We start from the raw sequence: 21,449 nt of genomic DNA, 5'->3' as shown, positions 1-21,449 counted from the left end.
AGCTAATGATTAAACTACCCAGATAAAATGTATTACATTTGTAATACACAAAAGGGATTATTCAGTGAAAACCATAGCCATAATTAACCAAAAAGGTGGGGTAGGTAAAACCACTACCGCCATTAATTTAAGTGCTCAATTTGCTCGTGAAGGAAAACGTACACTGGCAATCGATCTCGATCCGCAGGCGAACTTAAGTGTAGTGCTAAGCGGTAGCCAGTTTGAGTTCAAAAGCACTATTTCTGACGTGTTTGAATCAGCAAAAAAACACCCTATTAACCAAGCAATTATCCCAGCGCAAGCAGGTGGCGATAACATCAAAAATCTTTCTCTTTGCCCGACAGACATTCGCTTAAGCCGAGTGATCGAACAAAGCCTGACTAAAGTGCATCGTGAGCGCATTTTGCTTAAGCAGCTTGATACGTTACGAGAGCAATTTGATGTGGTGATTTTAGATTGTCCACCAAACCTAAGTTTAACCTCCGTCAACGCCATGATGGCAGCAGATTTATTCTTGATCCCAGTTGATGGCGGATCATTTTCACTCAATGGTTTGGCCGATTTATTAGATGCATTGGAAGAAGTGAAAGAAACCGACAATGTCAATTTTGCGGTATTTCGGAACGAATATGCCAAAGCCAATAAGCTGATCAATAACTTCCTTGATGAGCAATTAAATGAGCTTGAAGGAAAAGTCTTACACAGTACCGTTCGCCGCACTGAAGCCATTGGGCAAGCGAGTGTGAGTGCGGAGCCACTAATGACTTACAAGCCTAGCTCTACCGCTATTAATGATTACAAATCCCTTGCAAAAGAAATACTTGCAAGACTAGATGTATAACAAATGTAATACATTATTATGACTAAATTAAAAGGAATGACGGGCCTTAACCGTCGAAGCCAGCGAAAAACTGAGGCAGAAGAGCAGCCAAAGAAAGCTGAGAAAATTACCACGGTAGCGACACGCCGCAATGTCACTACAGGGACCTCACCGATACCGATGCGCCTATCTGATAACGATAAAGCCGAGCTGAATTTATGGCTAGAAGAATTAAGCGCACACACCTATAAGAAGATCACCAGTGCTAAGTTGTTGCGTGGCTTGATTAAGATGCGTGCGCAAGTGAACGAGAAGAAACTGATCCAAGCGATTTACGAAGCCAACTAGGAAATACAAACATGGAAGTCAATAAACTCAATTTATATGAGTGTAAGCATTGTGCGGGGACTGGAACATGTACAACAGGACACAACCAAGACTCTTGCCGCGCCTGTATACAACGAGCAGAAATCCCTTTTTGGCGTAGAAAAAACCAAACAGGCCTTGTTTGTGGGGTGTGTAATGGGCTGGGAATTACAGAGCCAACCACAGATCGGATGAATAAACGTATAGCGCCTGTTTTAGCTATCTACTTAACCGGTATTCTTCTCGGATTACTCACTTATGCTCTCATCATTGAAAGCCAATATTTCACAGAGCTTTTGGCGTTTAGTAGCGCGATAATTGGATCTGTCGTGGGCTATTACTTTTCAAACAAAAAGTAACCATGTATTACAAATGTAATACATTTATGTACTTATATCTTTGATTTTTAGATAATCACTGAGTGTGCTAGGGGCAATATCAAGCAGCTTTGCCGTGGCTCTAATACCTAACCCCATAGCCCGATACTTTTCTATCTGGTCACGTTTATCATCGAGCTTTAAACGTTTCGCGGGTCCTTTCGGCCGCCCCAATATTTGGCCTTTTACTTTACGGGCCGCTAGCGCTTCTTTGGTTCGCATTCGGATAAACTCACGTTCTATCTCATAAGCTAGCCCCAAGATGGTGGCAACAATTTTGGCTTGCATAGAGCCATCAAGCTGCATGTTCTGTTTGGCAATGTGGACGCTGATTTGCTTTTCCATGCACAGTTCTAAGATCTCTAATACTTGCAGCGTGGAACGTGCCATACGGGTAACTTCAGAAAAAATGATCACATCCCCTGCTGATAATCCCTCTAATAAGCTCCCTAAACGCCTCTGACGCCATTTTTTAGCTCCAGACACACAATCCTCTATAAAAACTAAGTTACTCAGTCCTAGGCGGTTTGAGTACTCTAAAATGCCATGTTTCTGATTGTTTACGTCTTGGGTATCACCTGAGACACGTAAATAAGCGTAGCTAGCCATGATCATTCCTTGATTGGACAAGAAACATCACGCTAAACAAACAAGATATGATCCACCACTGGGGAATGAAGAAATTGCGATGTGTTTGGGAAAATCCTTTCGTTTGATCTCATTGTTATAAAACAAAGAAAAACATTTAAATAAAATCAATAGCTTACTACTTAAAGTGCTTTTTGAAGTTATTTTCAAAAAATAAAATACATCGAAGATGTTGATCTTAGTTGCTTCTATCTTTGATCTTTTAATTACTTATATTACTTACAGTAAGGATCTTTACTTTACTTTAGGATGGTACTTTTTTTAATTAACTTGTTGTTTTTAATTCATATTTAAACTTCATGTTAAAGTAATTATATGTATAATACGAAGTTTTTATATGTATAATACGAAGTTATTTTATGTATGTTTTGAAAAAATCGCAGACTAACTTTAAGTAATTTTATGTATGTTTTCATAGCTTATTTTAAGTAATTTTATGTATCCCTATTTTTTTGACATCAAATTGAGATAAGTTAAGTGATTTGATGTATATTATGAAAATCTTTAGCTATTTGATGTATGTTTTGAAATGGACGTTGATCTAAATAATCAAGAATTGGTAACGCTGCCTGATAGAGATTTACATACTAATCTATTGAAATTTAAGCATAATAATGACTTAGATAAACAAGGTAAGTTATATCGTCTATCCAATGACGTGATCACTGGGTTGCTACAGATGGAGCCCGACAGTTGGCGTATATTCGAGCAAATAGCAAAGAAGATTGATGTTTACCCGCTGCAATTGCTCAATTCTGAGCAGTTTCTTAATGATCTTTCAGAAGGTACTGCAGTGATCCCAGCGAAATATCGCACGGTCACGCTACGCGCTAAAGATTACATCAAAGATTATCAATTGGCGGCGAGTACCTATTATCGTGAATTTACGTTAAATGCATTGAGCTTGTTTGATGAGATGCTGACCAATATCTCGTTCTCTGATACCCGTAATTCGGTGATCGATGTTGGCCTGTCTCGTCCTATCAGTGACATTACGTTCCATGTTCAGCTAAACCAGAGTGAAATGACCCAGATAAAAACGGTCACTCACCAAATGATCAAGCCGAAAGGTTGGACGCAAAAAACAGCAGAGAGCGGGGATGAAAGTAAGCATTGGAGTGCGGCAAGTGTGAGTTTTATTCTGCACGAACGCCTGGCAATGGAAATGCTGTTTTTACAGCGTTACTTTACCCGTTTAGACAGTGCTGTGACTGAAAAGCTCACCAAACCTGCCAGTAAGCTGTATACCTTGTTGCAAATGACGGCATCATCTAAACCTGTCAGCCAAGAGGGTGGCTGGATGATTTCGTTAGACTTAGAGCAATGTAATAAATTATCAGCAACGAAGTATAAGACCATCACCCAGTTTGCGAATAATTTTAAGTTGTTCACTGAGCTGACCAAGAAAACCGAATTTGATGTGATTCACTTTAAAGATGAAGCGACTAAAGTGAAGAAAAAATATATGCAGCTAAACATCGTGTTTTCTAAAAAATCCGCTGTTGATTTAGAGCAAAAAGGGATGAAGAAGATCACCCGTAAACGATTACCACCACGACCAAGGGTAACGGTAGGTTCGGATGCAGAAGGCGCATGGGCGAGAAAGTGTATTGCGATTTTAGAAGCCTATGAGAAAGAGCTGAAAACGGTAAAAAGAAAATTAATCAAAGCTGATAGAGAGCGCCTAGCACGTTATAGAAAAATCATTGGTGCTTGATCAGAGAGACATAAAGAAGTGCTGCACAGGTAGGTGTGGCATTTTTTTATTCTAAAGGATAAAAGTTATAGTGCGTTATTATGTCATTCAATTTTGTTAACAACAAAATCGAATGAGAGGTATCTTTCAAAGATGATACCTGCAATTTTAAAAACTGGTCCACTTCCTTTTTGTTCTTATTCCCCCTCATTTTTTTGCTCATGCGAGAGCATCGTTCTCTCGCTTAGACTCTTTCACCCATGCACGCGAAAGTAAACTTTGAGGAACGAAGAGTATACTTTCGACAGCGTGCCTATCTCTAGCTCTTGCCTTTGATTTTCGTATACACTTTTCAAAAAATCATATACGGTATTGAAAAGCGTATACGGGAATCAAAAGAAATGTATTTTAAAGATGCTGAAAAAATCGACGTAAAAAACTATCAGAAAATGAGCTTATCCAGCTTGAAAAAGACATCTTAAAAGAGAAAGACAATTTCACTCCCAAGGGACAACAACGAGCAGGAACCAAGCGAATATTGAATAAAATTAGCAGTGCTAAATTTTTAACAGCGTATGCTGAAACTATTAAATTTTTAAAATCTGAAAAACGTATACAAGAATCAAACAGGGGCGGAAAGCGTGACGGGGCTGGTAGAAAGAAGAAAGAAAAAACAGTGATGGTTCGATGCCCTGAGTCGATCAAAGATGAAATTCTAGCATTAATCAAAAAATACAAAGAAACTGGAAAATTGGAAATCGGAGAATAAGAAGACGCATCCTACAACTTCCAATGACTCTACAACTGTTGGTGTTTTTTACAAAAAAGAGCGGCTATTTAACTTAATGGTTCTAAAGCGATCTAAATAAAATATAAATACGCTGTAACGTATTGGCAAAGTTGTTCTGAGGGCAATATCACAAAATAAATAATACCCATGAGGCATAATACAAAACGAGAAGTTTGATTCCCCCTATTTCTCTTTTGTTTGTATCTGATAGAAAGTAAATAATAAACATTATTAGTTACACTTTTAGATTCGATATTAATGCCGTTGAGTATACCATGTACACTCTAGCTCATGTGGTGAATATATAATGAAAAAAATATTACTAGCGTCTGTTGTTGCATTAACTTCAACAACGGCTTTAGCTATTGATGAAATAGATAATGGCAACATACTTGTAAACTTATCTGAAACCTGCCCCCCAAACACAAGATATTTAAAACGAGAAGAATTTCTTAAGTTTAAAGAAAAACTAGATATTCTGGAATGGGGCATATATAGGATAGATAATACCTTAGCCGCTATGGGGTCTGGATATGGATATCAAATAAAATCATATAATACAAACTATCCACCAGGGCATAGTCTTTGCGTCAATAAAACAGGAAGTATATTCAAACAAGACTTGGGTTCAAAAAACAAATTGAAGCAAAAGTTTTACAACACCTCTTTTATGGAAAATGTTGAGTTTGATGGAATTCAAAGCTCACTTGTAACATCAAGAGGCCAATATGATACTTTTGGTGAAAGTTATATTAAAAAACTTTTAATTTTAGTGAAAAAAGACAGCGCAAACCTATTTAACATTACATTACGACCTGCATCATATGGTGAAAATGATGACTCAATTTCATATAGTAAAATAAATAGAAGATATTCTTATGCTGGATTATCTGCAAATGTTAGCGAACACAGATTAAAGCTACAATATATAGGAACGGCTAATGATGTTTGGCATCCAACTAGTCATAGTGGTAGTATAACATATGATGAGTCATTTATACCATATAGAAGAGTAATTAGTTGGCCTTTTGATATTGCATTATCTAAATCAGTAGAAAGTGACTATATTCAATTTTCAATTTATTTATTAACAGAGCAAGCAAAGTCTAATTTAAATGCTCCATCAAACATAGCTATATCAATAAGTGAAGCTAATTATGATCCGAGCACTGGTGTAATTCAAACCGGCGATAAAGTTTTAAATGACGCAATTTATTTAAATGCCGACTCATACACATTAAATCAATGGCTTAATTACAACATTCTAGTTAACTCTAACAGAAATTCGACTAGCAGCCCTTTTTTTTCAACAACGCACTACCTAAACGCATTAAAACCATACAGTCAAGCGTACAATAATATAGGCAACATTATTTACACATCTGATACTGTAGTTCCATTAAATGAAAATAGGCCAAGAAATAAAAGATGTATTGAAGATATTATATATGGAATATCTTCATTTGGTATATATGTTTTGGAGCGTATTTTTGGCGCACCTAGCTTGTGTGGGATCAGTCAAGACAATAACCAAATAGATGGCATACAGAGAAATAATAATGCTATTCCATCAAACGTTGACTTAGAAAGCTATGAAGCCATTGAACAAAGCATAAACAATGATGATGATGGGTTTAATGTTGCCATGACAAATTTAGCATGTGGTGATAATCCTCATTCCGATGTAAACGAGAGTAATTGTACAGATAGTCAAAATAGAGCTATCAACTTAATCGGTGATTTAACACGAGAAGAAGTCATTCAAGTCTTACATATCTTACAAGAGTACAACAATGACGTAGCAACTGCCGGAGCAACACCACTACCAGATATTAATATTGATGATTCATGGTTAAGAAATTATATCCTTGAAAATCCCATTGAGGCAGAAGGTCTATTAACACATGCTTCTGTATTGATGTCCAGTTCACGAGCAAGTGCTAGTGGTGGTCCGGAGTTAATTTCATTTCGAAATAGGAAAGGCGAAAAGCGAAATATAGCGCCAATTTTAGGGAGTTGTGCAGAAAGAAGCATAACATTAGATGGAAGTAATAATTTAAAATGCATAAAAAAAGTCAAGAAAAAATTAGGTAAAAATGAACATGATAAAATCATAACCCCCCCTGCTAATACACAAATCGGTGGACGTTTTTATCAAAGACATAGTCAGCCTTTTCATGGTCTAGCAACACAGTTGGTAAACAGTTATGTACCTCTTCCTCCTAGGTACACAATAAATGATATTTTTAATTATGTTTGGGGTATCGCTGAAGATGGAATGAGATCTGGAAACAATTTAGGTATTGTTTATTTGCCTGATCCACAGTTTTTAAGTGATAGAGACCGATTAAACAAACGATTTTCTTATGGGTTATACCATATATGGAGCACTATCGAGGGAGGGCATAGAAGGGATTGGGAAGCGTTGGGCATAACCAATCGAGATATGCTTGCAACTATGCTGATGGCTGCACTATCAAATACGACATCAGATGTTGAAAATAGAGCATCACCTCGGAATGGTTCATCAGTTAGGACTTATGGAAACATTCAGTTTACATATAACAATCAACAATATACAGTAACTAATCTCCGTATAGTTATAGGGAGTAATGGCATGGTAATTACATCTTATCCGATAAGAAATACAAAGCTTAATAAAGATAGTAATTAATTGTCTTCTCAACTCTATCTTAGAGATATGTTTCGTCTTAATATATGTTGATAGTTTCTTATAGAGGCTAGCAATCAGTATTGATGAGATACATTAGATTGCCTCGTTGGTTAAGAAATTAACTTTCGGGGCTTTCGTCTATCTGACACTCACACAAAACAGGTGACAGTTGTTATGCTCTTGACAGACAGCCAAGAGCACCCGCGCTGATTATACATTAACTCGCCTATCCCCTATCATTTTTTTGTCATTGAACCGTCAAACCCACAAATTAAGTAAATTTATGCTTTTTTGCCGCTATTGAACATAATGGATCTAAAGCGATCCGATACAGATACGCTGTAACGTTCAGATCTTAAATTTATGAGGTTAAAAAAGGCTTATGCGGAATACTTCACAAATCAAAACTGCACTCATGGGTATAATTTAAAAACACTGCAAAATTAAAACTATACTTCCTATACTTCTCTGTATTTAACCTCTCAGATGAGAGGTTTTTTTTATCCCCAATTTCAAGTTAGATAAAATGAATGAACGTTCATTCTTAGATCTCAACCGTTCAGTATTAAATTTTCCCTTAAACAGCCCTATTTAACTTAATTGATCTAAAACGATCCGATACGCTGTAACGTCGATACTAAAAGACCGCCACGATGGGCGGTCATTTAACAGTAAATCTGTTTATGCGAAATGTTACGTGCCTAACCCCAGCAAGCTGGCGGGCACTGGGCACAACGCATAAAACGGCAATTATGTTAAATTTTCCGCGCTCAGTTTGGCATCGGTGATCGCTTTGATCACAAGCCCAACATCAAAAGCAAAGGCGCAGCGTGGCTGCACCCTAGCAGGCGTTGCCTGCAAACATTCACGTAAGTTCGGTGGCATTTTGCTTTTTGTGATGGTTGGTCGTCTGCCGTCTTGGCCTTGCGGGCCAATTATCTCGCGCTTCGCACATCGACTCCCACAACCTCCCCCGCCCGCCCAGGGTATCCCGCTCAGAGCCAATAAAGGGTGTCTACGCCTTTGGCTTTACCTATCTGGCTACAAACTTTATTTACTGTGTTTATCGGGCGGTCTACAGCGGGCTTGTCGTTGTGGTAAAGCAAGATCAAAAGCAATAAAAAAGCCTGCTGGCGCAGGCTTTTTTATCTTGATTCTTTCTTCATCTCGTTCGAGATGATCGGTACTTGTTTGGTGTACCGTTGTTGAAGTTCTGCAAATAACTCCATGGTATCAAACCCATCTAACGAGGGACGCTCGCCCGTAAAGTAGGCAACACTTTTATTAAAAAGTGATGATATTGCTAAGAGTGTATCTAGTCGTGGCAGTGTTTTACCGTACTCTAAATCTAAGTAGGTTTGCCTTGCTACCTTTAAGTGTTTTGCAGCATCGACTTGCGTCATACCGTGTTCTTCACGGTTTTGCTTAAGTAGTAGGTGAAATGCGTTAGGGTTACTCATTGTTTTTATTCTTCTATACGACGTAGGGCTGGATTGTATAGATAAACGTCAAGTTGGGAAGTAGAGAACGGTGGCTTTCGTAATTAATTCGTTGGCTAGAGTCATAAGGTTGTTTTTAGTTGTCTCTATGTGCTTACTACATAATTTTAAATAGAGTGTTATTAAAAATACCTTATACATACTATTTATTATTTATTGATATGTGTTTTGCTTCTTATGATTAAATGTATTTAAATATTATAATTCAATGCCTTAGGTTTTTTACTGAGGTATTATTTATGCAACTGGATTATTGACAAATAAAACTCGTTGCATTATTTTAAACAAAATAGTCAATTTGTTTACTACTTAACCTTATGTTGAGTAAATGTTACTTAATTAAGTGGAGAATAAAGTGCATAAAGAAAATAGCAAAGAGCAGTCTGAACTTGCGATAAAAATGCAAGCGATGCTAAGTGCTGTTAAAAATGGCACTTATGTAGCGCCAAACCATCGTGTAAACGGTACTCCGAAACATGACTTTTCAAATCTTTCGAACGAAGTAACCGTCTACGCTTCTATCTCCTAATTTGGATTAGTAAGCAATTATAATTCTGCATGAATATAATTAGTCTTACCGTACTGAACCCATTCACTGTTAGGCATTTCTTTTTGGTAAATTGAACCAAGCCCTCGGGCCGGATTGTTTACCTTGACGCGTTTGAATGAAATTAGTTCAGCCAACACATACGCAAATTTGATAGCGAGAACAATTGCGTACCCCTTTAGTTCTACTGCCTCAGAATTTCGCTCGATATAGTCTAAAGAGACACATGAGCCATCATCATCATTAGCGCTAACATGCCCAGCAAAGAGCATTGCTAGATTTTGATGATTTTCTGAGGAGTGGACACTCAACATAAAATGTTTTGATTTATTCCGTTGGTTGTCATAAATCTTTTTCCAGTCCATGTTGCCGTATCCGTCTTTTTGGTTAGTCACATCAGGCCAATTGGCAGCATCTTCTGTATCTTCGAATACAGAGAGAGTCACCGAAATATTCATCATATTTTCAGCATTGAATGTGGTTTCAACCATTTTTGCCATGTTAGTCATGACATCGTCGTAGTTTTGTTTTGTAATCATAAATATCCTCTTGTTGTTTAAAAATTCTGAATGTTATGGAAAAAGTCCTTATAGGCATTTTTTTCATAGTTTTTCCTTTTTTAATAAATTAGGCGGGGAAGGAATCCCCATTTATTTGTGCATTTAAATGCACGGTATATGATTGAATATAATTGAAAAAGTGTCAATATCTCAAAGGGATATATGTATACCCTAACGAAACCACTTCCCACCTCCTCTCAATCCTTACCGCTTCATTCATGAAACCATCTATACTAAACTGATTTTAGAAACCAACTTAAATTAAACCAGTTTAGGGGAAACCATGCTGATCCGTGCTTACCTTCGTGCCTCAACCACAGAGCAAGATGCCCAACGGGCAAAAGAAGAACTGAAAGCCTTTGGTGCCAAATTTGGAAGTCGTATTGCTGGCTACTACATCGATAATCAATCTGGCACCAAGTTAGAAAGGCCGGAACTTAACAAGCTGATAGACGATAGCGAAGCCTGTGATGTGTTGCTGATTGAAAAGATGGATCGCCTCACTCGTTTACCTTGGTTGGAATGGAAAACCTTAAAAGCCCGTATCATGGAAAAAGGCTTGGTGATTGTGGTGGCAGATCAGCCGATGCGCCGTGCAGTCGGGCCGACGCGGGTTGTGGTGGCAGATCAGCCGATGACGCATGCGGTGTTCAGTTCGGGGGAGCAAAACAGCATTAACCGAGTTCATGCTGGATTTGGGTGCAGCGATGGCTCGCGATGATTACGAAACTCGCCATAAACGCCAAGCGCAAGGCATTGCGAAAGCAAAAGCAGAAGGTAAGTACCGTGGTCGCCGTGTAAATGCATCGCTGCATCAAGATATACGAGATCAGCTAAGTCTTGGGCGGAGTTACTCAGAAATACAGCAGAAGTTGGGGTGTAGCAGAGCGACAATAGCGAGAGTGGCTAAGAGCTTAATATGATAGTCATATTTTTCAGTTGGTTAGTTAAATATTTGCGTTGTGCTAGACTATTTACAAGTCAGAAAACCTTGATAATAAATTTTGTTAGGTTAGTATTATCAATGATCTACATTTTTGAACTGCAAAAGTGTATAGATTAGTAATAAAAAAACCCCCAAAAGTTATAACCTTATGGGGGCGAAAAAATCTAAATAACGGCCATTACTTAGATTTTATTGCTAGGATTAATTTAGCTAAGGCTCCAACTAAAAGCGCAATAGCTGTAATTAATTCAGGACTCATAGTAGTCTCCTAAAAACAAGCCCTCGCCCTATGCGAGGGCTTGTTTGTATTAAGCCCTATAATTTTTATGGCGTCAAGGCATGTGAATTTCATTATCTTTGTAAGGTTATGATTATATTGACAGAAATGGTCAATTTTCGTCTTGTTTCGTAAAGTTATGAACTGATATGGTTTATTTTTTTTCGCTAAATTTATTTAATAATCCACTAAACACACTTCACTACCACAATGTCTCTAATGTCGGTGTAGTAGTTCTCTAGCTCTAACATTTCTATTTCTCCCTGTCGTTCGTGGTAGCTACGTTGCTGGCATGCAAAACCGATCACGCCTTTACCAAAGCGATCGCTTAGTTGGTCGAGGGTGTTGTTTAAGGTGTCTTTGTTATCAAAGCGGTTAAATAACTCGAACTGTTTTACTTCGGCATCAATCAGGCTTGGGGCGCCCACGCCCACTTTGTATATGGGTTGCTTGGCAAGGTTGTCGGGGATCAAATCATCGAATAAGACGCGCAGTTGCTGCAGGGCAAAACTGGTATCGGTTAGGCCGTTTTCGAGTGTCAGTTCACCACGGCGATAAAACGGCGGGCAACGGTCGTACTTTGAGGTGCTGACAAATACCGAAAGGGTTTTCATCTCGCTTTTTTGGTCACGTATTTTGCGCATCACTTCGGCGCAGTGGTGAGCCAATTCGGCAAAAAGGTCGTCTCGGTAGTGTAGGCGATCACGGTAGGAAGCGGTAGACCATATCTGTTTTTTCTTTTCTCGCTCAACGGATATGTCTAAACAGGCGATGCCATTAAGCTCTGAAATCACGTTAGCCACGTTGATGGAATAACGTTTGTGATAGGTTTTAGTGTCGCACTGTTTTAGTTGGTAGGCGGTTAAAATACCTTCTTGTGTCAGGTGTTTATTCAGTTGTCTGCCTATGTTCCAAAGTTTACCTACGGGCATTTGTTTTAAAACCGCATCGGTTTCTTTCTCGCTTATTAATACACATTGTCCCTGGTAGGGTTGGCAGTTCTTCGCTGCCCACGAGGCGACTTTGGTAAAGGTCAGGGTTTTGCCTACACCTGCGCCTGTCGGTACACCAGTTTCTTTGTAAATGGCTTTGCGTAGTGCTTGTACGTGTTCATTCAAATCGACGTTAATTTGGTGGAGGTGGCTAACATCGTAAAACACTTCATCTACGCTGTAGCGCATAGAGCGGGCACCTTGTATGTGCTTTTCAAGGGCTGTCATGAAGCGATCTGAATGGTGAGAAAAGGTGTTGAAGTTAGCTTTATACACAATGCCTTTGTGTACCCGTAGGCGGTCTATTTCTTCCCATATAGGGGTGAATTTTGAAATCCCGATGTTAGTGCAAGCACGGTTAGCGGCAATGGAGATCCCTTGACCTGCTGTTACCAGTAGCGGGGTGTTTCTCAGGGCGGGCTTGTAGGTAATGCAAGATTCGGCGTAAAAGCGGGTGCCATCAAGTAAGCAAATCATAAGGTAACAGGGCGGTGTAATCGTAGGCTGTAACGCACCACGCCGTGTAAGCGGGTGTAGTCGTCTTGGTTTATTGGGTGTGGCTGAAAGCTGGGGTTATCTGAATACAAGGTTCTGCTGTGTAGGTTTACGCGCTTAACAACAAGATCGTTGTTTAATGAAAGTACGATAACGTCTTCGTTCTCAGGGTTGAGGTGGCGCTCTAATACGAGTATGTCGTGGTCCCAAATGTACGGCAGCATGGAAAGCCCAGCCGCACGGCACAATATGGTGGAATGCTCTTGGGTGATCACCAGTTGGTGTAGGTCGAGTTCGGTTAAGTCATGGTGCCATGGTAATAACGGCGGTTGCCTGAAGTGATGGATGGAAAGAGTGATCACGCCTATTACGTGTAAGTCGTCCCACTCTTTGCCCGATGCGGCAATGTGTTGGCATAGCAGGTTCCAACGTGCGATGTGGTTGTCACCGTGTTGCTCAAATACAACAAGATCGCTGTTTAGTGGTTGTAAGGCGCAGTCTATGAGTAGCCAATCCCCTTTGGCGATCCCTAGCTTTTTGTAGGTGTTATCGGCGCTCATTATCCGCATAGATGAATGGCTGTGTACAAACATGGTTTGTAGGTTTAGCGATTTTTTCCGAAAGCGAATAGTGGGGTTTTCAAAGTAGGTGATCCCCGCCTGTACGTGAGTGTTAAGTGTAATCATGGTTAAATTATACTGTATATATGTACAGTCATTTTAGAGGTGTTTTGGGCGAGTGGCAAGGTGCTAATTATCGTGGTTGTTGTGTGAATGAGTCACTGCATCAAGATACTCGAGAGCTGATAAAACTTGGGCGTAGTTATTCAGTGATATAACAGAATTTAGGGGTAGTAGGGCAACAATAGCGAGGGGGGTGAAAGAGAGTTAATTATGAGATGTTGTGCGCATTTTTAAAACAGAATTTAAAGTTATGCTATTATAATTCAGTTAGTTACTAGGATAGATAGGAATGTTCGTGGCCCACAAAATAATTAAAGAAATTTGTTCTCTTCAACCGTTATGGTCATCAGACAATACTCCACATATGAAAAGAAGAGGTGAGTTGGTCCGGGGGGAGTTCACTGAATTTGTTAAGTCACTAAAGCCGAAAATATTAGAAGCTATGGAACAGGAATACACTGACATTTCTTTTGAAGGAAAAGACGGTGTAGGCCGAAAATATTAGAAGCTATGGAACAGGAATACACTGACATTTCTTTTGAAGGAAAAGACGGTGTAGGCCGAAAAACAGATGTTCCCTGGAGCAGGTTCTACTCTAAATCTAGGTCAAAGAGTGCTACTCAGGGCTGGTATGTCGTTTATTTATTTCCTACCCATGGCAATGGAATATACGTTTGTTTAGCACATGGCTCTTCTAGGCTAGAAAATGGCAGTTTTGTTCCTCGTTCAAATGATGAACTTAAACAATTGACGGATTGGGGTAGTGCAGTTATTGCTAGTTCGATTAAGTCTCGTCCTGATATTGTTAAGTCAATAAACTTAGAGTCTAAATTAAAACTAGCTCAATCATATGAAAAATCCGTTATTGCGGCCAAATATTATGATTTAACAAATCTACCAAGTCTTGAGGAGCTAACACAAGATGCCTGTTTATTTGCAGGTTTGCTTGGTCAGCTTTATTTCGGTGAAGATATGGGTAGAGCACCAGATCAAGAGGACATAGTCGTATCTGATGTTAAAAGTGCCTCTCATGGGAAAGGTGTAGGTCAAGGGTTTAAGCTTACAGGTCCAGAAAGAAAAGCTATAGAGTTAAGGGCAATGCAGGTGGCACAAGAACACCTTATTACACTTGGTTATGAAGTTGAAGATGTTAGTAACAAAGAATCATATGATTTTAAAGCGACCAAAAAAGGCAGCTCGATACCTGTAGAGGTGAAAGGGACAACCTCCAGCATTGGAACTGTTGTTTTGACACGTAATGAAGTTGAATTACACATGCAAAGCTATCCAAACAACATGCTGATAGTTGTGTCTGATATAAACTTACATCGGAGCACTACTACACCTATCGCAACGGGAGGAAATTTACGTCAATATTTCCCTTGGAAGATAGATGATTCACTGCTAAAAGTTATTAGCTATGAGTACAATTTGATTTAGATTTGTGCTGTGATCACAATCGGTAATGGTGGCATCGGTAGTGGCAATTAGGCACCAATTATCGGTGAGGGTTTTAGTACTGGTTAAGCCTATGGTGTGAAGGTACACATCGGTGCCGCGCATCACGGCTTCAGATTTAGCGGCAACGATCAGGCCGCGCAGTTCTAGCGACTGAATATTAGGAGGGCTTATTCGCTCTGTTTTTACCAAGGTAAGTCTATAGGCCATGCATTTTCATTTGCCCCATCATCTGCTTTTTTATATACAGCAACAAAATTCCGAAAATTAGCGTTTTTGGCCTATTAAGAGAACTTATCTTTACGGGTTTGTAATGGTGATATTACATTGTTTGATATTAAAATAAATAAAATCAAGTACTTAATATTATTTTGTGGCAGCAGGTTCTTTTTATGGATTTGAAAAAGAACGGAATTGATGTTGCTCTATTATTTAAGTAAATAATCACTATCTATTTAACTTGTTATTATGTATGGCTGTTTAACCGTTGGAACTAAGAGTTTCTTTGAATATAGCTGCGGTAAGATTAAAGCTGACGATAAACGTGAAGAGATTGAAAAGTATTTTTAGATGGGTATATAAATCAAGTTTTATTTGATTTTGTAGACTGCAAATTCAATCCTCAGTTCTGTATGTATTTTGAGCGTTATTTTGCGTTTTCCAACTAATAACGGGGGAAAGAAAGAATAGCATTAAGGTAAATATTCATTAAAAAATGGATATTAAGCCGTGACTAATGCTCGTTGTTTCATAGATACTTTACCTCATAAGCCATACTGTACTGACGAACTCGGTGTGACTTATATTCACTCTAAAAGTACAGCAATCGATAAAAAATACTTACAAATAAATCAGCCTAAAATGGTTACGTATCTTATTTTTGATATAGATCGAATCGGCGCCGCTTTGTCGTGGTATGACAAAAATTTACCACCACCGTACTGGACGAGTACCAATCCTAAAAATGGTCATGCTCATATCGTTTACCGCTTAAAAACCCCGGTCTGTACGTCTGATATTGCGCATTGGAGACCGATTAAATATATGGCCGCTATAGAATCTGCAATGGCAGCACGTTTAGGTGCGGATCGTAGTTTTGCAGGATTACTTACGAAAAACCCACTTCACAACCATTGGAAAAATGAGTTTTGGTCAGATTACGAATATACCCTCGATGAATTGGCTGATTACCTCGATCTTCGCGGTCACCCGTTACGCGGTAACAGTGCGGTGGGAGTTGGTCGAAATTGTGAACTATTTGAAAATGTCCGCAGATGGGCATATAAGGCGATTCGTGAATATTGGGAACCCAACTACAGGCAAGCATGGCTTGGTGCCGTATATGAGTATGTAGAGGCTTTAAATAGTCAGTTTAATGTACCGTTACCAGTCTCTGAGATAAAATCTATCGCTAAATCGATAGCTAACTGGACGTATCGAGAGTTTACGCCTGATAAATTCCGTCAAAGCCAAGCAAAGAAAGGTGCAAATGGTGGGAAAGTGTCTAAACGTAAGCCTGTTAAAAATTCAGATAGAACATTGAAACCATGGAGGGGACTAGGGATTAGTCGCCCGACTTATTATCGATGGAAAGCCGCTGGTAAGATTTAAAATAATGAGACCAGATAAGCCCTATCAGATAACAGCCCTGTAAGGGGCTTTTAAAAGGTTAACAAAGTAAGTTATAGAAAAAGTAGCTGTCTGACTTCTATATAATATGATAATTTCTATTATCCTTCATTTCAAAGAAACTCTTTCAAAACTAACGTAAATAAACAAGTGTAATGTCAGGGCGAAAATGTCCCAATTCTTGGCTGATAACAGCAAGAGCTGTTTGATATCTTTCTGTATTTTGAAGGTCGCTCATACGTTCTTGTGCGTAGGTATGACGTAAGCCATGTGCGCCGGTCGTCCAGCCCAACGATCGTTCTGCTGCTTTTGTGAAAGAATTAGACCATCGATGCCCCCCAGGAATGTCATACTTTGATTGATAATGAACTTCACGATCTATCACCTGTTTGGGTTGATCTAATAGGTGTTGTTCTAGCTTTTCAGCTAAGTGTGAGGGAATAACAACTTCACGAATTAAGCCCCCTTTGCCTTTTACTGTATATTTTTCCCCGTCCATGCCCTTAAACTTTAATTCTTTTGCTTCTAAGTATTTATCACGCTCACTTGGTGAACGTTCATCAATACGCTGTAACGTTAATAATTCATGAGCTCGTAGACCTGCTGAGGCAGCAAGTTGGGTGGCTAATGCAAATTTATCCGTCTGATGTTGTTGAACGATCTCTATCTGTCGTTGCGTATAGCATCGAGAATTATTGTTTTGCTCCATTTCTGATTTTATTTTGGGGAGGCGGTCATTTTTCGATAAAGGATCGCTGACCTTGGCACCTTGGAACATTCGCTGGAACGCTAATGTGTCTTTATTCAAAGAGCTTTGAGAATGATCAACGCTACGATCTGATAGATATTGAAGTGCTTGTTCTTGAGTAACATCTTTTAATGAGCAATTTAGGTAAGAATTGGCATATTCAGCGAGTTTTACGAGTGATTCAAAGTTGTTTCGGTCTGTACCGACATGCTTTTCAGATATTTGTTTAAGTATGTTTTTTGCTTGAGTTTCGGCTGCTTCACGAGTGTTCTTGTTAGCTCCAAATTTAGCCATTAAAATTTTTCTCCACCCATCGCCCCACCGTTCGGTGATCTACTTTAATGCGATTTTTTCGCAGCCAGCGCTGGCATTCAGCATTAGAAGCTCCTTCTTGTTTTAAAGCGATTAATTCAGCTTTGTATCTGTCTAACCGCGATCTTCTATATCGTTGTTTTCTTGTTTCTTTTGTCTCTTTTTTTAATCGCTCGACAACCGCGATAGCATTAAAAACATTCATCACAAATCCAAAATCAAGTAAGACTAACTGATTAGAAACGATGTTCTGATTCAGCGGCATATGCCTATTCGCCCCTGTTTATTTCAAAAGAAATTTGCTCGGACTGATCTCGCAAAGCGTTTTAAGTTCGCTCAACTTTAAATACATAAAGAATTAGATTTAGTGTGATTTTGGATAGTTAAGATCATGTTCTAAGAGCCAATTCTGACAACTGTTACTTGAGTGATGTAATGAAAACTCGTGATGAAAGACACGTAAGAAAGCACATCACTAAATAATTAGTTAACGAAATAGCTTGTTTATATCATGAAGTAGAAAGTTTTTATTTGATGGATCGGTTTTGGTGGTTGCGGATAGTTGTGTGGCTTAGAGCCGAGGTAGATAGACAGATATTTATCAGCTTTTACTGTCCTAGCTGATCTTGATAGAACTCAATTTTAATTCAGTGAGTTAAATTAAGCAATGGGCGTTAATTTATGGGCGTTTATGGTAAAAATGAAGCCTTGAAGCCAGATAGAATAAGGTTCGAGCTATGTATCATGATAATGATTCATAGCTCGAACCGAGGGTTCGTTTTTTGAGAAATGTGAGAGTTGAGTGAAAGAGTCTAAACGAAAGAACGATGCTCTCGCATGAGCAAAAAAATGTGGGGTATAAGATCTTATCGGTAAGGACCAGGAACAAAAGTTGTTGGTTGCATCTTTGAGTTGGTCTTATCTTTCGATTTTGTAGTTTACAGAATTAACGCCCTACTCCGTCCATGAATTAAAGTCGGTGCAAAGCAAAATACTAAGTAATATTTAAAGAAATACGGTCTTTAAGCGATTTTAAGACGAAGTAGCGATTTCTGAATCTCGCAACATTGATAACAAATTTTAACAGCCTTAAAAGCTGTTTACGGGCGTGAGAAGTCTATCTAAAACAATGGCTTCACCGTTAAATTCAATCGAACACGGATCTGGTGGTGCGCAAAAGATGGAATATGTTAAATACAGCCGTTTTTAATTATATATTCATATACCTTTATCATCTTTAGTTGGATGTCAACAAAATAGCCTCCATAATTACGTCCTAATTATTACAATAAAGGGAGCTTTATTTTGCAACATGTATTATTGCAACTCTTATTCTTTGTCAGCTTATTAAGCTCATCTGTTTTTTCTCAAGAAAACTTATCTTATCAACCTAAAGGCGCGACTTGTGTTATTCATAATGAAGATGGACAGGTCGTTTTAGTTCAAGACTACCTGACGCGCACGCTCTCTTTACCTGGAGGGTATATTGATAGTGGTGAGACATTTCAGGCTGCAGCCAAGCGAGAAACCCTTGAAGAGACAGGTATCAATGTCGACATAGGTGAACTGCTTTCCATAGATAACAATCGGGTTGTATTCGCTTGTCAGCCACGTGAAAGTGTTGGCTTTCTTAAGCAAGCTATCGATAATCATTTTGGTGCAGCGATCATTCCAGCGTTGAATTCCAAACATTTTGGCAAAGAAATTCGTCAGGTCTATCTTGCTTCATTAACACCTGCTGTTCTTGATAAATATCGTTATCCGGCTGATACCGCTGCCCTGAATTCTTGGGTGAAGGCGAGTAGGCCCAGTGTGTTTCATGAGCTTGAAGATTTGTCTGATAAAGCAAGTGAACTACAGATAAAGCAACTGCCCGTTATGGCTTCTTTTCAAGCATGGGTCAAATCGATGCCTATGATTGGTAGCCTGCTCTCTTTAAGTAATTGCTTAGGCGAAGGCGCATTCGCTGTTGGATTGTTTTTACTCTTTTTACTGTTTTTACCTTTGCGTTACAGTTTAACAATTGCCTTTGCTCTGCTGGCGACAGCCTACTCTGTTAATCTTCTAAAAATGATTTTTGCTATTCCTAGACCGTTTTATTTATTACCTAGCTTACAACAAGCACAAGCCAGTGGTTTTAGCTTTCCTAGTGGTCATGCAACACAAGCGGCTGCTATCGTAGGTCTGCTACTAGGATGGGTAACAAAACGAGGTGAACAATGCGGATATATTGGCTTGAGCACGACGTTAGTGAGTTGGCTTATGCTTTCACTCCTTGCTGGTGCTGCCAGAGTTTGGCTTGGTGTACATTACCCAGCGGATATTGTGGCTGGCGTAGTTTTAGGTGGATTGATTGCTTTAGTGTCTTTGGTGGTATATCAACGTAGATACTCTGATCAAAAGCGTTTAATTGAATCAACTCGATTATGGCTGTTATTATTGGTAGTGTACTTCTTTGCTACGTTGCAACTGTTGCAGCCTCTATATGTATTTGTATGGTTTGCTGCCCTAGGGTTATTCATTTCATTATTTTTTAACAGAGAGCAATCAGAGGTGCTAAATATTAACCATTGGCAACAGGTTATCGCTTCGGTAACAGGCATCGTGGTGATTACTGGAATGGCTCAGTATTTAGTCATATCATCAACAACCAGTATCATTATTTTAAGTGTTAATGCATTAGCTATTTTTAGTGGGATATTATGGATCTTAATTGGATCGCCGTATTTAACTCGACATTTTAATCATCGATGATAGTTATATTTGAATTTTTAAAGGTAGAGAAAGTTTAAAGATTATAGACTTTAACAATGTTAATGATCGTCCAGCCAGTATTTGTTAGTGCGTATAAATACCCATACTGTTAAATAAGCCCTGCAAAGCAGGGCTTTTTAACACCTATCACCACCTACAACGACGTATAAAGCCCCGTCATTTCGGTAAAAGTCCCCTCTAACATGTCGCAGTAAATTCCCGATTGGCGTGTGACTTCGATGTATTCCAGTTGGCCTCGCTTTTTACGAAAGCTGATCACCGTGTAGGTATCACACGGATCTAAAATTACCCGTAACCGTGTCACTTTATTGATTGCCCCTGTATCAGTAGGTAAATCAAATTGCAGCCCAGGTTCGGTGAGGCCAACAAAATGTTTTGCGCCAGTCATGGTAATAAAACGGTTACCGCCGAGCTGGCTTAAAATGGTGTTGGCTATTTCCATATAATACGGCTGACTCATAGCGCCCCCTCCTGCTCGTAGCTTTCTACCGCTTCAATAAAACATTCCAGATCGTGACAAGTGCCAATCACTGGCCCTAATGCTGGGTATTGCTTAAGTACAAAATTAAGCGCATTCACCATATCCAATACACTTGGATTGCATTCACGTAGTCGGGTATAGAGTTGGTACAGACGCTTATCAATAAAGTAGTCACGGGATCTGTCGCTCATCGTTGTAGAGCCTGAGTGGTGCAGCGGTGATACGCTGCTCGGTTGATGTGCCTTAGTGGAGCTTGGTGAGTGTGAGTTGGAATGTGCCATCGCTTTTCTCCTTATGAATGGTTCTCATCGCCGTTTTCGCCTAACGTTTTTCGAGGCACGGCAGGTTCTTTAAAGCAAGGGCGCAACGCGTTCATTTCACCCTTGTTTTAGAGGTTCTGCTGTGCAACGTTACAACCCGTGAAAAAGCGATGAGAACAATAAGGAGAAAACAAAAAGCACATGGAAACAGCACACACCTTAGCGACACTTGGCACAGCAAACGAAAGCTTTTGACCTTTAGCCCTGATTGTTACCCGAATGGGCCAAGACATTTGCGGAGCGTTGTTTTGGCTTGGTTGAACCCTTGATACAAGGGAGGAACGACCGCAGGGGAAAGGTGTGAAATAAAACAGGAATGGCTTCATATTTAACGCTTTTTTATCTTGAAATTTCAA

General features: G+C 39.2%; 21 protein-coding genes and 1 pseudogene. 11 read left to right on the top strand and 11 right to left on the bottom strand.

Annotated elements, in window-relative coordinates:
• Positions 1 to 64: 64 nt before the first annotated feature.
• The 3 genes from Q7674_RS06830 to Q7674_RS06820 are packed head-to-tail and all read left to right on the top strand — an operon-like array spanning position 65 to position 1,545.
• Entirely contained in the window at positions 65 to 841 is a 777-nt protein-coding gene (locus tag Q7674_RS06830; protein ID WP_305422633.1) for a ParA family protein, read from the top strand.
• Positions 842 to 859: 18 nt separating this feature from the next.
• Positions 860 to 1,168 (top strand): hypothetical protein, encoded by a 309-nt coding sequence (locus tag Q7674_RS06825; RefSeq protein WP_305422632.1) that lies wholly within the window; start codon positions 860 to 862, stop codon positions 1,166 to 1,168.
• An 11-nt stretch (positions 1,169 to 1,179) separates the two neighbouring features.
• Complete coding sequence (locus tag Q7674_RS06820; RefSeq protein WP_146146583.1) at positions 1,180 to 1,545, top strand: molecular chaperone DnaJ; 366 nt, start codon at positions 1,180 to 1,182, stop codon at positions 1,543 to 1,545.
• 24 nt (positions 1,546 to 1,569) lie between these two features.
• Here Q7674_RS06820 and Q7674_RS06815 read toward each other — a convergent pair whose 3' ends face one another.
• Complete coding sequence (locus Q7674_RS06815; protein WP_305422631.1) at positions 1,570 to 2,172, bottom strand: recombinase family protein; 603 nt, start codon at positions 2,170 to 2,172, stop codon at positions 1,570 to 1,572.
• Positions 2,173 to 2,740: 568 nt separating this feature from the next.
• Here Q7674_RS06815 and Q7674_RS06810 point away from each other — a divergent pair.
• The 3 genes from Q7674_RS06810 to Q7674_RS06800 all read left to right on the top strand — a co-directional run bounded on the left by Q7674_RS06810 (position 2,741) and on the right by Q7674_RS06800 (position 7,371).
• Positions 2,741 to 3,928 (top strand): hypothetical protein, encoded by a 1,188-nt coding sequence (locus tag Q7674_RS06810; RefSeq protein ID WP_305422630.1) that lies wholly within the window; start codon positions 2,741 to 2,743, stop codon positions 3,926 to 3,928.
• Positions 3,929 to 4,445: 517 nt separating this feature from the next.
• Positions 4,446 to 4,676 (top strand): hypothetical protein, encoded by a 231-nt coding sequence (locus Q7674_RS06805; protein ID WP_045066098.1) that lies wholly within the window; start codon positions 4,446 to 4,448, stop codon positions 4,674 to 4,676.
• A gap of 328 nt (positions 4,677 to 5,004) precedes the next feature.
• On the top strand, positions 5,005 to 7,371 hold the full coding sequence (locus Q7674_RS06800; protein WP_045066096.1) for a hypothetical protein: 2,367 nt from the start codon (positions 5,005 to 5,007) through the stop codon (positions 7,369 to 7,371).
• Between the two features lie 1,145 nt (positions 7,372 to 8,516).
• Here the strand turns inward: Q7674_RS06800 and Q7674_RS06795 are convergent.
• Entirely contained in the window at positions 8,517 to 8,831 is a 315-nt protein-coding gene (locus Q7674_RS06795) for a helix-turn-helix transcriptional regulator (RefSeq protein WP_045066094.1), read from the bottom strand.
• A gap of 394 nt (positions 8,832 to 9,225) precedes the next feature.
• On the opposite strand from Q7674_RS06795, the gene Q7674_RS06790 reads away from it, so the two are divergent.
• Entirely contained in the window at positions 9,226 to 9,399 is a 174-nt protein-coding gene (locus tag Q7674_RS06790) for a hypothetical protein (RefSeq protein WP_155395161.1), read from the top strand.
• A 17-nt stretch (positions 9,400 to 9,416) separates the two neighbouring features.
• Here Q7674_RS06790 and Q7674_RS06785 read toward each other — a convergent pair whose 3' ends face one another.
• Positions 9,417 to 9,956, bottom strand: coding sequence for a hypothetical protein (locus Q7674_RS06785; RefSeq protein WP_045066092.1), 540 nt, complete (start codon positions 9,954 to 9,956; stop codon positions 9,417 to 9,419).
• 304 nt (positions 9,957 to 10,260) lie between these two features.
• Between Q7674_RS06785 and Q7674_RS06780 the strand changes: the two are divergent.
• A pseudogene (locus Q7674_RS06780) lies at positions 10,261 to 10,900 on the top strand (recombinase family protein).
• Between the two features lie 488 nt (positions 10,901 to 11,388).
• Here the strand turns inward: Q7674_RS06780 and Q7674_RS06775 are convergent.
• Together Q7674_RS06775 and Q7674_RS06770 are read right to left on the bottom strand one after the other, a co-directional pair.
• Positions 11,389 to 12,669, bottom strand: coding sequence for a Y-family DNA polymerase (locus tag Q7674_RS06775; protein WP_305422643.1), 1,281 nt, complete (start codon positions 12,667 to 12,669; stop codon positions 11,389 to 11,391).
• Positions 12,666 to 13,373, bottom strand: coding sequence for a S24 family peptidase (locus tag Q7674_RS06770; protein ID WP_305422641.1), 708 nt, complete (start codon positions 13,371 to 13,373; stop codon positions 12,666 to 12,668). The genes Q7674_RS06775 and Q7674_RS06770 overlap by 4 nt, the downstream gene beginning before the upstream one ends.
• Before the next feature lie 495 nt (positions 13,374 to 13,868).
• Here Q7674_RS06770 and Q7674_RS06765 point away from each other — a divergent pair, with 495 nt between their 5' ends.
• Complete coding sequence (locus Q7674_RS06765) at positions 13,869 to 14,810, top strand: MrcB family domain-containing protein (protein WP_439788036.1); 942 nt, start codon at positions 13,869 to 13,871, stop codon at positions 14,808 to 14,810.
• Here the strand turns inward: Q7674_RS06765 and Q7674_RS06760 are convergent.
• Entirely contained in the window at positions 14,775 to 15,038 is a 264-nt protein-coding gene (locus Q7674_RS06760; protein WP_045066109.1) for a GspH/FimT family pseudopilin, read from the bottom strand. The genes Q7674_RS06765 and Q7674_RS06760 overlap by 36 nt on opposite strands.
• A gap of 519 nt (positions 15,039 to 15,557) precedes the next feature.
• Between Q7674_RS06760 and Q7674_RS06755 the strand changes: the two genes are divergently transcribed.
• Entirely contained in the window at positions 15,558 to 16,439 is an 882-nt protein-coding gene (locus tag Q7674_RS06755; RefSeq protein WP_045066108.1) for a replication initiation protein, read from the top strand.
• 151 nt (positions 16,440 to 16,590) lie between these two features.
• Here Q7674_RS06755 and Q7674_RS06750 read toward each other — a convergent pair whose 3' ends face one another.
• Both Q7674_RS06750 and Q7674_RS06745 read right to left on the bottom strand, forming a co-directional pair.
• Positions 16,591 to 17,499: a site-specific integrase gene (locus Q7674_RS06750; protein WP_305422638.1), complete on the bottom strand. Its 909-nt coding sequence runs from the start codon at positions 17,497 to 17,499 to the stop codon at positions 16,591 to 16,593.
• Positions 17,492 to 17,782 (bottom strand): hypothetical protein, encoded by a 291-nt coding sequence (locus Q7674_RS06745; RefSeq protein ID WP_237156805.1) that lies wholly within the window; start codon positions 17,780 to 17,782, stop codon positions 17,492 to 17,494. Before Q7674_RS06745 ends, Q7674_RS06750 begins: the two co-directional genes overlap by 8 nt.
• Positions 17,783 to 18,822: 1,040 nt before the next feature.
• Between Q7674_RS06745 and Q7674_RS06740 the strand changes: the two genes are divergently transcribed.
• Complete coding sequence (locus tag Q7674_RS06740) at positions 18,823 to 20,271, top strand: bifunctional NUDIX hydrolase/phosphatase PAP2 family protein (RefSeq protein WP_237156806.1); 1,449 nt, start codon at positions 18,823 to 18,825, stop codon at positions 20,269 to 20,271.
• A gap of 154 nt (positions 20,272 to 20,425) precedes the next feature.
• Here Q7674_RS06740 and Q7674_RS06735 read toward each other — a convergent pair whose 3' ends face one another.
• The 3 genes from Q7674_RS06735 to Q7674_RS06725 all read right to left on the bottom strand — a co-directional run.
• On the bottom strand, positions 20,426 to 20,752 hold the full coding sequence (locus Q7674_RS06735; RefSeq protein ID WP_201798105.1) for a hypothetical protein: 327 nt from the start codon (positions 20,750 to 20,752) through the stop codon (positions 20,426 to 20,428).
• Entirely contained in the window at positions 20,749 to 21,054 is a 306-nt protein-coding gene (locus Q7674_RS06730) for a hypothetical protein (protein ID WP_045066104.1), read from the bottom strand. The genes Q7674_RS06735 and Q7674_RS06730 overlap by 4 nt, the downstream gene beginning before the upstream one ends.
• 107 nt (positions 21,055 to 21,161) lie before the next feature.
• Positions 21,162 to 21,449: hypothetical protein (locus tag Q7674_RS06725; protein WP_305422635.1), on the bottom strand; the 288-nt coding region annotated here is incomplete at its 5' end.

Source organism: Photobacterium leiognathi (assembly GCF_030685535.1).
In the GTDB taxonomy this organism is placed as follows: domain Bacteria; phylum Pseudomonadota; class Gammaproteobacteria; order Enterobacterales; family Vibrionaceae; genus Photobacterium; species Photobacterium leiognathi.
The sequence above is the reverse complement of the archived record's forward strand: the minus strand, read 5'-3'. Positions and strand labels throughout refer to the sequence as shown.